The 11,667-nt window shown below is 53.9% G+C and carries 9 protein-coding genes; 5 read left to right on the top strand and 4 right to left on the bottom strand.

Annotated features, from left to right (window positions below):
• Nucleotides 1–128: 128 nt before the first annotated feature.
• Nucleotides 129–800, top strand: a complete 672-nt coding sequence (locus tag TPCCA_RS00640; RefSeq protein WP_013944828.1) for a hypothetical protein — start codon at nucleotides 129–131, stop codon at nucleotides 798–800.
• A 63-nt stretch (nucleotides 801–863) separates the two neighbouring features.
• Here the strand turns inward: TPCCA_RS00640 and TPCCA_RS00635 are convergent, their stop codons facing one another.
• From TPCCA_RS00635 to TPCCA_RS00625, 3 genes are all read right to left on the bottom strand, one after another.
• Entirely contained in the window at nucleotides 864–1,658 is a 795-nt protein-coding gene (locus tag TPCCA_RS00635) for an exodeoxyribonuclease III (protein ID WP_010881574.1), read from the bottom strand.
• 76 nt (nucleotides 1,659–1,734) lie between these two features.
• On the bottom strand, nucleotides 1,735–2,841 hold the full coding sequence (ychF, locus tag TPCCA_RS00630; RefSeq protein ID WP_013944827.1) for a redox-regulated ATPase YchF: 1,107 nt from the start codon (nucleotides 2,839–2,841) through the stop codon (nucleotides 1,735–1,737).
• A gap of 13 nt (nucleotides 2,842–2,854) precedes the next feature.
• Entirely contained in the window at nucleotides 2,855–5,425 is a 2,571-nt protein-coding gene (locus TPCCA_RS00625) for a tetratricopeptide repeat protein (RefSeq protein WP_193386052.1), read from the bottom strand.
• Nucleotides 5,426–5,530: 105 nt separating this feature from the next.
• Here TPCCA_RS00625 and TPCCA_RS00620 point away from each other — a divergent pair, with 105 nt between their 5' ends.
• Nucleotides 5,531–7,387, top strand: coding sequence for a phosphoenolpyruvate carboxykinase (GTP) (locus tag TPCCA_RS00620; RefSeq protein WP_013944825.1), 1,857 nt, complete (start codon nucleotides 5,531–5,533; stop codon nucleotides 7,385–7,387).
• Between the two features lie 218 nt (nucleotides 7,388–7,605).
• On the opposite strand, the gene TPCCA_RS00610 is transcribed toward TPCCA_RS00620, so the two are convergent.
• Nucleotides 7,606–8,667: a KamA family radical SAM protein gene (locus TPCCA_RS00610; RefSeq protein ID WP_013944824.1), complete on the bottom strand. Its 1,062-nt coding sequence runs from the start codon at nucleotides 8,665–8,667 to the stop codon at nucleotides 7,606–7,608.
• A 137-nt stretch (nucleotides 8,668–8,804) separates the two neighbouring features.
• On the opposite strand from TPCCA_RS00610, the gene TPCCA_RS00605 reads away from it, so the two are divergent.
• The 3 genes from TPCCA_RS00605 to TPCCA_RS00595 all read left to right on the top strand — a co-directional run bounded on the left by TPCCA_RS00605 (nucleotide 8,805) and on the right by TPCCA_RS00595 (nucleotide 11,636).
• Nucleotides 8,805–9,614, top strand: a complete 810-nt coding sequence (locus TPCCA_RS00605) for a methionine ABC transporter ATP-binding protein (protein WP_010881569.1) — start codon at nucleotides 8,805–8,807, stop codon at nucleotides 9,612–9,614.
• On the top strand, nucleotides 9,614–10,273 hold the full coding sequence (locus TPCCA_RS00600) for a methionine ABC transporter permease (RefSeq protein ID WP_010881568.1): 660 nt from the start codon (nucleotides 9,614–9,616) through the stop codon (nucleotides 10,271–10,273). The genes TPCCA_RS00605 and TPCCA_RS00600 overlap by 1 nt, the downstream gene beginning before the upstream one ends.
• A gap of 97 nt (nucleotides 10,274–10,370) precedes the next feature.
• Entirely contained in the window at nucleotides 10,371–11,636 is a 1,266-nt protein-coding gene (locus TPCCA_RS00595) for a hypothetical protein (RefSeq protein ID WP_013944823.1), read from the top strand.
• The last annotated feature ends 31 nt before the right edge of the window (nucleotides 11,637–11,667 follow it).

Below are 11,667 nucleotides of genomic sequence, written 5' to 3'. Positions count from 1 at the left end.
TCACGCGCGTGCTGCCCAGCGCGCGAGAACGAACCCTTTAAAAAGGGTTCGACAAACAGCCGTGGGGGGGGGTAGAATAGAGTGGGTCCTCGGCGAGATGCGTAAGGGGATCGGCGTTGGAGCGGGGTATGAAACAATTGAAGTGGTGGGCGGTCGGCCCGGTGCTGGGAATATGCGCGGGAGTGTGGGGAGCTGCACACCCGGTGCACGCGGACCCGTGGGACACTACTGCGGCGGGCCGGAGTACTATACGCCTTTCGGCCATGGGCGCGGTGCCCCTCTTTCAAGTGGATTGGTGTAACAGCGGGCGCGGGGACGACCGTAATGCCAACGCGCAAACCAACGGGCACAAGTACATCTACCCCGCGTTCAGTGCGGCGTTAGGGTTTGAACACTTTGTGTGCCGCGGCCTGTCGCTCGGGATTGACGCAAGTGTGCAGTACCATTGCAGCTATCCAAACAGTACGTACAGTCCCACTACTCCGTACTATTACCTTGCAATTCCCGTTGCCCTCACTGCCGGGTACACGGTTGCCTTCTGGCGCATCCGCTTGCCACTGACGGTGGGGGCTGGCTTCAATTATCAGCATTACTACACGTCTACCTACTACGGTCTTGTGCTCAAGGCGGCAGCGGGGTGCTATTTTCAACTGACAGAGCACTGGTCCTTGGGGGTAAGCGCCACGTACAGCGGCGTACCCCGGTCATGCGAAAAGATTATTGAAGAAGATAGACAGCAGACCAACACGCGCACCGCACAGTTCATAGCCGCGGGTGTGGACGTTCGCTACCACCTCTGACACTGCCTGTGCGCGCAGGTACGTCTTAGTTTGCGCGGACGTGCCGCTCACCCCGGAAACGGATTAGTCCGCGTACGTCAAACACACTGGGCAGTGATCCGATCCTGTCACCTCGGACAGTATCTGCGAAGAGGTCACGCGCGCTAAAAAGGCTTGGTCCACACACTGGTAATCGATGCGCCATCCAATGTTACGCGCGCGTGCACGGGCACGGTAGCTCCACCACGTGTACTGCTGCCCTTCTGTACAGAAGGCTCGGAAGCTATCCGCATAGCCTGCCTCCGTAAATGTATCCATCCATGCACGCTCCTGAGGCAGGAATCCAGGATTCCCCTCATTTTCCTGAGGATGTGCCAGGTCGATTTCCTTATGCGCTATGTTGTAGTCACCACACAAGATCACGTGCTGCCCGGCCGTACGCTCTTCATCACAGAACGCACGAAACGCTGCGCAAAAATCAAGCTTATACGCGAGCCGCTTGCCCCCTTCCTGCGCATTCGGAAAATACGCACTTACCACCGTCAGCTCGCCAAAGCGCGCCGCAAGCATCCGCCCCTCGCAGTCAAAAGCCGGAACCCCGAAGAAACGCACCGCATCTGGCGCGCGCTTACTGAACAGCGCCGTGCCACTGTATCCAGGACGCTGCGCACTGTGAAAATAGGTATAGTACGTACCCCCTGCCCCAGCACTCCAGACCGGAGCACGAAGCGCAGCACTCAGCTGCGACTCATGCGCCTTAATCTCCTGCAAACAGAGAACATCAGGCGCCTCACGCGCGAGCCAGCTGAGAAAATCTTTCCGCTCTATGGCACGAATTCCATTCACATTCCAAGATATGATACGCTGCACGGGCCGCATTGTGCCTGCTTTCAAACGCAGAATCAAGGCTCACTGTATCGCACACGGCGCACAGACGGAACGGAGTGCCTGTGTTTCACACATTGAATTTAAAAAAGATAACGTCCCCGTCTTGCACCTCGTACTCCTTCCCCTCCTGCCGAACGCGGTTTGCCTCCCTCACCTTTGCCACACTCCCACAGGACGCAAGATCATCGAAAGAATACGTTTCTGCACGAATAAAACCACGCTCAAGGTCGCTGTGGATCACTCCTGCCGCGTGCGGTGCACGCAGCCCTGCCCGAATGGTCCACGCGCGACACTCCTCAGGCCCCGCGGTAAAAAAGGTACGCAACCCCATCAGGGAATACACTGCGCGCGCAAGCGCCGCACGTCCTGATTCGCGCAACCCTAATTCTTGCAAAAAGGCGTTTTGCTCTGCCACATCAGAAAGCTGCGCAAGCTCTGCTTCAAATTTTCCACACATAACAATTGCCTGCGTGTTATGCACACGTGCGTGCTCTTGCACCGCGCGCACGAAATCATTTCCGTACTGCATGCCGCTTTCGTCTGTATTGCACACATACAGGTGCGGCTTCATTGTCAACAAGCGCATATCGCGCACCGCGTTGCGCTCCTCATCCGACAGCGGCGCCATACATGCCGCCTTTCCCATTTCTAAATATTCGCGCAGCGTATCGAGTGCCCGTAATACCAGCGTGCTTTCCTTTTGAAGGGACTTTCCCATACGCGACTCCTTTTGAGCACGCGCAGCCCGTTTTTCTACCGAGGCCAGGTCTGCCAATGCCAGCTCTATATGCACCGTTTCAATATCTGAAAGAGGATCGACCTTGTTATGTACATGAACGACATCCGTATGCTCAAAACAGCGCACCACATGTGCAAGTACTCCAACCTCTCGCACATGCGCAAGAAAACGATTGCCCAATCCCTCCCCCTGCGAGGCACCTTTTACCAAACCAGCAATATCCACACATTCAATGGAGGCATACACCGTTTTCTTTGGCCGAAAATGACCAGCCAGTGCTTCAAGACGCACATCAGGTACTGTCACCATACCCACGTTAGGTTCGATAGTACAAAAGGGATAATTCGCCGCCTCCACGACGTTTGCAGTGAGCGCGGAGAAAATTGTCGACTTCCCCACATTCGGCAGACCGATAATGCCACAATTGACCGCCATAGTGTCCCCTGCTTTAAATGAGTTTGTTTGCCTGCGCGGCGGCAAACAGTTTTGCATTCCAAAAGTTATCCTGCATGAACTGTGCGCGAACGGTATTTTCTGACATATACGCAACGCTGCGCTGCATCACTTTAAACGCCCTACTCAGGTGCGCTGTCGTGACAGCAGCCTCTGCGCCGTGCACGCGGTAGGACACATCATAGCAGAGGTACAGAAACAACGCAGCACTCGGATCACCTATTTGAAACGCGCGACGTGCAATGGCCTCAAGTTTTTGCTTATGGTGGTGGAATGTTTGCATATCCTCGGCACGGTGCAGATGCACCCTGCAATGGTAGTAATGAGCAAATACCGTACTGTGCTGCGTACTCACTGCAAACGCACACTGCCTGCCCCATACCAGATCTTCTGCGCAGGAGAACCCAGAGTAAATCGGCGTATCAAGAGAGAAGGACGGCACACATGGCTCGCGAGAGGTCGTTTCCTCAGGAAACGATTGAAACAACGTGGGATCGTCAAAATATTCTGCACGGACATAGCTTTCTACAAGAAAGAGATATGCATCAGGGTACTGATCACACATGTCCTGAAACAGCGCGTGCGCTGCATACGACTTATCCGCAAGTAGCCGTGCATGTGCAGCCCACACTCTGCACAAGGGTTCTTGGTGTTCAAAGTACTGCAGTGCAAAATCGGCAGCCTCATCAAAACACCGACGCGCCTGTGCATACTCCCCGAGGCTGAGAGAAATTCTGCCCTGCATAAACAGACTGACAGTTTTCCATCGCTGCTCAAAATACGTGGATATCGCATCGGATAGCTTACTCAGAAAAAGCCGCGCCTGGGTAAAATTATGCTGCAAAAAGTAGGTAATACTCAAATGAAAAAGCGCAGAACAGAGAAAATCACCGTCGCGCAGCTGTTCTGCATCATCGAGTGCATAGCCAAAATACACCAACGCGTCTTCAAATTTGCTCTGACCTATGGTTAGAAATCCTAAGAGGGAAAAGGTCCGGTATTCAGCGGACACAAAACGCCGCGCCTGCAGTGTTGTCAGACAAGCCTTTGCTTCTCTGAACGCGGCCTCTGCGTCTTCACGCATGCCCACCAGCAGCGTGTGTTGGTATACCTTTAACACTGCGCCGACATCCGTGCCGGTGTACTCTTCTACCTGTAGGTGCGCAATCTGCACGTCAGAATACGTATGAAACAAGCTGTGTAACACACAATCGGATGTGTATTTGTACTGAAGCTCCTGGAAAGTTCTAAGCAGATCCGTACTAGCACAAAGCGATCCTTCCTGATATTTCTTCCAAAGGAAGGAAGAAATACATTCGCGTATTACAGGCATTTTCACGCGCACACGCTTTTCTAGACTGTCGTGTACATCCTCTGGAATGGCATACGCGTTGTGCGGCACCATCGTCACCTGGGTACAAAACATTTTGTCAAATAAATCACCGACGAAGTCAGCATGTTTTTTCAAAAACAGAAAAAATTCCTCTATTTCGTCCGCGAAAATATAACGGGAGGCAAGCGAAAGCGTATACATGACTTCTGCTAGATCTTGCGGAATAGCTTCAATATCTGCGCAGGATGCAGGCAACCGCATAAGGGGAGAATGTGGACTGACGATCAGTACTTTCTCTGCCTGCTTTTGGCTCTCATGTCCAGCACAAGGGTCTACATAAATGGGCGGCGGCGCCGCATTTGGCGCCGCTTCGTAATAAAGCTTAAAGTACAGACCCACATACTGAAGAAATGCATCGGTTAAATATTGTGGAAAAGACGAATCATACCGCCGTCTTTTAAAAAAAGACACCGCAGCGCGCAGATGAAAAAAAAACGCACGCGTTTCCTCAGATAGCGTTGAGTAGACCGCTTCGGACAACGGATGGAGCGCCATGAAATTACACAGAGCACTCATGTATGAAGAAGTGGTACGCACAACTATGCAGTGCGTGGTTACCTCTTGTGGAAAAGGTTTTTCCGCGCAAAGTGAAAGGAAACCATTAACCTGGTATATATTCAGCGCTGGCAGTGGCAAAAATTCAAGGTAATGCTTGAGAAGCTGTTTTGCACGAAAGGATGCAAAAAAACCACGGTCAGGAATCAGCGTACTGCGGTATGCATAGAAGCGATCTTCTATCAGACAGGGAGAAGCATCGTCAGCAACAACGTCCATGAGGATACGAAATTCCTTCACCTGCTTTTCGTATGTGTCCAGTGTTTGATACAGCGCACGCACGCAGCGTACCGCGGCGTATACAGAACCGAGACTGTGTGCTTCAAATGCAAAGATACGAACGGACGATGCCTCGTGGAGGGCAGCACCGTTGTGGACAGCGAACCTTTTCATACGCGCACATAGCGATTCGATGTCAGCAGGGAAGATGCGCGTCAGTTGATAGTAATAGGGAAGCTCAACGTAGATACATAGCATAAAAACCTCTTGCGCACCCCTGACGGTATCGGCACACGTCATCACTTTTTGAGAAAAACAACTGACAGGTAATAGACAGAGAGTGAAACGTCCTAGGTAAAGAACACCGCTCATGTCGGCTCCCTGCGGTGACAGAGACACTCGGTTTGAAGAGGTCTTTTTTATTTACCTTTAGCGCGCTATACTTCTGGGGCGATACGTGCCTGGAATACCCGTGCAGCACGCTACGCACCAAGGAGCGGCGTTATGGAACTTCACGAGATTGCCCACGCTCGAGCAAAGGCGTGGATAGAAGAGATGGTCGCACTCTGTGCCCCAGATACCGTCTACGTCTGCGACGGTTCGAAAAAAGAGTACGACACCATTATGCAGAAAATGGTGGATGCTGGCTTGGCTACCCCATTAAAAAAACGTAAGAACTGCTTCCTCTTTCGCTCACAGCCCTCCGACGTTGCGCGCGTCGAAGCGCGCACCTTCATCGCCTCAAAAAGGGAGGATGATGCAGGACCCACTAACCATTGGACCGATCCTGCAGAATTAAAAAAGACTATGACCGGTCTCTATTCCCAGTGCATGAAGGGCCGTACCATGTACGTCATTCCCTTTTCCATGGGACCGGTCGGCTCACCCATCTCTAAAAATGGCATCGAAATCACCGATTCTGAGTACGTCGTTTGCAACATGCACATCATGACACGCGTGGGTACCCGCGTGCTTGAGGCGTTGGGTACTGATGGTGAGTTCGTCCCCTGTTTGCACTCTGTGGGGAAGCCGTTAGGACCGGGCGTAACTGACGCAGGCCAGTGGCCCTGCGCGGATATGGAGCGCAAATACATCTCTCACTTTCCTGAAGAGCGCTTGGTTTGGTCTTTCGGTTCAGGATACGGAGGGAATGCCCTGTTGGGGAAAAAGTGTTTCGCATTACGCATCGCTTCAGTACTCGCACGAGACGAAGGGTGGCTTGCAGAGCACATGCTCATCCTTAAAATCACCAACCCTGCTGGAAAGACCAAGTACATTGGTGCGGCGTTTCCCTCTGCATGTGGCAAAACGAATCTGGCTATGATGATCCCTACCCTTCCTGGATGGAAGGTCGAGACCGTAGGCGATGACATCGCGTGGATGAAATTCGGAAAGGACGGCCGCCTGTACGCTATCAATCCTGAAGCGGGGTTCTTCGGCGTAGCACCAGGGACATCTGATTTCTCGAACAAGAATGCCATGGACTCTATCAAGGAAAACGCCATTTTCACCAACTGTGGTCTGACCGAAGACGGCGACGTGTGGTGGGAGGGTATCGGCTATCCCGCTAAAGGAACGATCATTGATTGGCACGGCGTGTCGCGCCCCGCACCTACACGCGATAAAAGTCCAAAAGGAGAAGAAATTGCGCATCCAAATGCGCGTTTTACCGCTCCTGCGCGACAGTGCCCTGCAATTGCAAGTAACTGGGAAGATCCCGAAGGGGTCCCTATCGACGCTTTTCTGTTTGGAGGCCGTCGCCCCAGTACGGTTCCCCTGGTGCATCAGGCCCGGGACTGGAATCACGGGGTGTTTCTAGGTTCCATCATCGGCTCGGAGGTAACTGCAGCAGTTATCTCTGACCAGGTAGGTCAGATTCGCCGAGACCCGTTCGCGATGCTCCCCTTCTGCGGCTACCATATGGCAGACTACTTTTCGCACTGGATTAAGCTCGGATCGCAGGCGCGTGCCGAAAACCTGCCAAAGATTTTCTGCGTTAACTGGTTTCGTAAAGATGCAGAGGGCGACTTCCTGTGGCCCGGATATGGCGATAACAGCCGAGTACTCGCGTGGATCTTTGACCGCTGTGATGGTGTGGACAACGCGGTGGAAACAGCGATCGGTTGGATGCCCAAAGAGGGAGCCTTGAACACAGAGGGGTTAAACGTAAGCACGCAGGCAGTGAAAGAGCTTTTGTCGGTGGACATAGCCGGATGGAAAAAGGAAATTAAAGACATCCGAGAGAATCACTACCCAAAGTTTGGCGCGCGGCTGCCACAGCAGCTTCGCGATGCACTCGAGGTTTTGGAAGCTCGCATCAACGGCAGCGAGGGGGCTGCGTGCACGCGTGATATGTGTTAGCCGGTAGAGAGCGCGTCCTCTTTTCTCACCGTTCTGTGGCGCTGCGTGGGCGCGCGGGGCAGAAGAGGAACCCTCGGGGGGGGCGGCGGTGCATCACTGGGTTCGGTGCATACCACCGTACCCTCTCCTCCGCCTACCTTCACGCAGGGGTGTTTCGCGCTGCCCCGTGTACCACGCGGCGCACTCTCCACTCGATGAGGCGCGGGGTGTTTTGACGGTCAGAACGGGTACGTGTACCACGCGCCATCGATGCCACGTGCGGAGAACGCCTCGCGTTCCTGATGCCACGCGACATCTTGCTGCAAGGCCAATGCCACAAGCGGAAACTTTCCTCCACCCCCTGGCAAGTCCACCGCAAGCGTGGGAAGCGACAACCCTGAGAGGCGCTCCTTCAATGTGCGCCACAGAGCTAGCGTGTCAGAAAGTGGCACACGAAAATCCCCAGTTCCAGGCGCCAAATCTAACTGAAACAGATACCCTGGCTTAACCCCCAGACAAGTGAGCGCGTGAAACAGTGTGCACAGCGTCTCTACCGAATCGTTCACCTCGCGCAACAGTACCGACTGCGATTGCACAGGGAGGCCTGCGCCTACGCAGGCCTCGAGCACCGCGCGCTGCGTAGAACCGAGCTCTGCCGGGTGATTAATATGCGGAATTATCCACACCGGCTTCATCTCCTGCAGAAACGCAATCAGCTCGGGAGTAAAGGCTTGCGGAGCAAAGGTGACTGCGCGAGTGCACAGACGAATAATCAAATCCGGCGCTACACTGCGCAGTGCGCGGAAAAGCGATGTGACCTGTGCAAAAGAACCAGTGAGTGGATCACCACCTGAAACCAGGATTTCCTTCACCGAAGGGGTAGCACGAAGATACGTAATAATCTTCTCGCGCTCTTCGTTGGGGATCCACCCTGCACGTTGGGCGACGAAACCGCGGCGAAAACAATAGCGACAGTGTGAAAAGCAACGTCCTGTTGCCAACATCAACACACGATTCGCATACTGATGCACCAAAAAGGGTGTCACGCAGTACCGGTCCTCACCCAATGGGTCGGCACACTCGCAAGCATGCACCACACGCTCCTGTGGCGCAAAGCACACCTGACGTTTCAGCGCCTGCGCGTCCGCGCCCTGCGCTTGTGCAATCAAATGCGCATACGCTGGAGAAATATGCTCCGTCAGCGCATCTGCCGCGCAAGAGGCAGGACTCAACGTCCGCCAATGCTCATCAGCACGCCCTGCACCTCGTCTCTTTCTCTGTTCCCGGGTACACTCAGCCATAGAGACACAGACCACGAGTGCGCATCCTACGGTAAAAATGCATGCGTGTACAAGTCACGCCGTGCACCGCACCCGTGCTGCAGGATCGCATACCGTAGTGTTGACACACGTACCTATTTGCAGAGACCCTGGTCCCCATGGTCAGACTCGAGCGGCTAAAGAAGACATACGCAGGTGTTCCTATACTTCGAGATATTTCCCTAGAGATCCCGGCGCACGGAATGTATGGAATCATCGGCAAAAGTGGTGCAGGAAAATCAACGCTACTGCGCATCATGAGTCTTTTGGAGAAACCTGACGAAGGAGCCGTTTTTTATCACACCACGAGGGTAGATTTACTGCGCGGTGCTGCCTTGCGTGCACAGCGCAGGCGCATAGGATTGATCTTTCAACAATTTCATCTGTTTTCTTCCCGTACCGTCTTTGGGAATGTTGCCTACCCGCTTGAGATTGCACGGTATGCACGTAAGGACGCCTACGCGCGCGTGTTGCATTTGCTACACTTGGTTGGTCTTGCAGATAAAGCACAGGCGCGTATCAGCACGCTGTCAGGTGGGCAGAAGCAGCGCGTAGCCATTGCGCGCGCCTTGGCTGCAGAACCTGCAATACTTTTCTGCGACGAAGCAACAAGCGCTCTCGACCCTCAAACAACACAGTCAATTCTGACGTTGCTGAAAAATGTGCAGTGCTCACTGCGTCTGACGGTCGTATTGATTACACACCAGATGGAGGTGGTACGCGACTTGTGCGATCGGGCCGCCGTATTGCACGAGGGAGAAATAGTGGAAGAAGGAAGGGTGACACAACTTTTTGCTGCGCCACGGCGGCTGATCACACAGCAGTTGTTGTCGGGCTGTTCTTTTGCCTCTTTTGCAAAGTCAGAACCCTTCCATCGAATGTCTTCGGGTGCGTGTGCCGTGCATGCTATTGACAAGGCACACTGGTAATGGCGAACCAGACACTGTGGCTTTTAGTAGCTCGTGCAACCGGACAGACAAGTCTGATGGTGTGTGCTTCAGCAAGTATTGCGCTAGCAGCGGGAACCCCGTTGGGGATATTGCTGTGCGTAATGTCGCCTGGACACGTGTGGGCGCATCCTGCGTGGCATCGTGTGTTAAGTTCGTCAATGAACGTGCTGCGCGCTTTCCCATTTGTGATTTTGCTGGTGGTGTTGCTTCCGCTCTCGCGTATGCTCACGGGACGCACAGTGGGAACGGCGGCGGCTATCCTCCCGCTTGCGATAGCTGCGCTCCCTTTCGTGGCACGGGTGATTGAAAGTGCTCTGCTGGAGGTGGAGCCAGGGATAATCCAAGCGGCGGTGGCGATGGGTTCAAGCATGCGGCAACTTGTACTAAAAATCATGCTGCCTGAGGCTGCTCCTGCATGTGTTTCTGGTGTAGCACTGATGGTAATTAATCTAATTGGATACTCAGCAATGGCAGGGGCGATTGGGGGAGGAGGTTTAGGAGACGTAGCGATCCGCTACGGGTATCAGCGCTTCCAACCAGAGGTGATGACAATGGCAGTGCTTGCAATCCTGGCGCAGGTTGCGCTAACGCAATGGATCGGGCGTATAATCTGTACCCGAATACGAGCGCGCAGGTAGTACCCCGCCAGAGTTAGGCAGGACGTCTGTCCTTGCGTGGGTAGAGAGGGAGTGAGGTGCCCTGTACATACGCAGGGGAAGTGTTTACAATGCGGTCATGTTCGCGGATAAGAGTCTTTCCGCGCTGAATGCCGCGTGTCAGCGTGCGCAGCAGGATCTGCAGAGCCATTGTTGCAGTCTCGGTGAACATATTGTGCGCGGCGGTGCTGCGTGTGACATCAGCAAACTTGGCGTACAGGACACTGACATCAGCCGATGCCACGCGCTTCAACGTCAGCGCGATCAGGTTGCTGAGTCTATCCTTGATATTAAGTCGATACTTCAAAGACAAGAAGAACTTGCCGCTCTTGGAAAGCGGGTGAGCAAAGTATTGCACCGCCACGCTCGTCAGGAGCGGGATGTACTCAGGAGTTTTGTAGCCCAGTACTATGCCACCTACGCGCACGTAGGCCTACCTGCGCTCGAACCGATTTATGCGCGTACGGCGGAGCTTGAGTCTACTCTGCAGGATTTACGCGCCAAGCGTGACCAGCTCTTGGAAACATGCACATTTGGTTCAATTCTTGAAAGAGTTGGCCTCCAGGCGAAGAGCGCGGTTGTTCAGCGCAGGATTCGCGTGCTCGAAGCAAAAATTCAAAAGATTATTACGCTCTGTACCCCGGATGTCATTGCGCATCCGGACGTCGAGCGCATGTATCACGCAGGCGAGTTTTCCTCCGCACTCAGTGCCGCGTACGCACGGCTCATATCCGACCGCGGCGTCTACGCGAGCAACCTTCAACATAGCCAGGAGCTTATGGATGAGCAAGAAGCACTCGACGCGCGCCTGCGCGCCCTTGACTGTGGTGCCAAGCCGCTGAAGCGCGTTGCGGCGTTCACAGCGCAGGTCAGTGAACTGGATGAGGATATCAATGCGCTGTGCGCGCATATCGGTGCTGCATACGCAAGTTGTTTCTTTACCGAGGAAGGATTTGCTCAGCCTCCTTTATCTCAGAAGACAAGACTGACGGTACCCGATGAACTCAGCACGCTGTTGCGTACCGTGGCAGAAGCGCGGATGCGCGTGGCACGTGCAGGGTATCAGGTAGAGTGCGCCAAGCTCCGTCAAAAGCTTCAGTCAGAGCAGCGTGTGTGCGAAAGCTTTTGCAGATCAATCGAGGAATATCGACGGGGGATCAAAGAGTACGAGGCGATGATTGAATCGGCGCAGCAGAACGTTGCGTTAAGCAAAGCCACGGTAGCGCGTCTGGCGCAGTCATTAGAGGAGGCGTCAGAACGCCTTGCCCTATTCGAAACATCGCCGGAACCTATTGTTCTCTCTTCGGAAGTTCTGTCTGTCCCCCAAGAGAAGGCGAGTGTGTAGGTGCTCATGAGATAGAGCTCTCCGTGTCTTC

It is taken from the genome of Treponema paraluiscuniculi Cuniculi A, assembly GCF_000217655.1.
In the GTDB taxonomy this organism is placed as follows: Bacteria; Spirochaetota; Spirochaetia; order Treponematales; family Treponemataceae; genus Treponema; species Treponema pallidum.
Note: the sequence above shows the minus strand (reverse complement) of the source record. Positions and strands in the feature narration are given on the sequence as shown.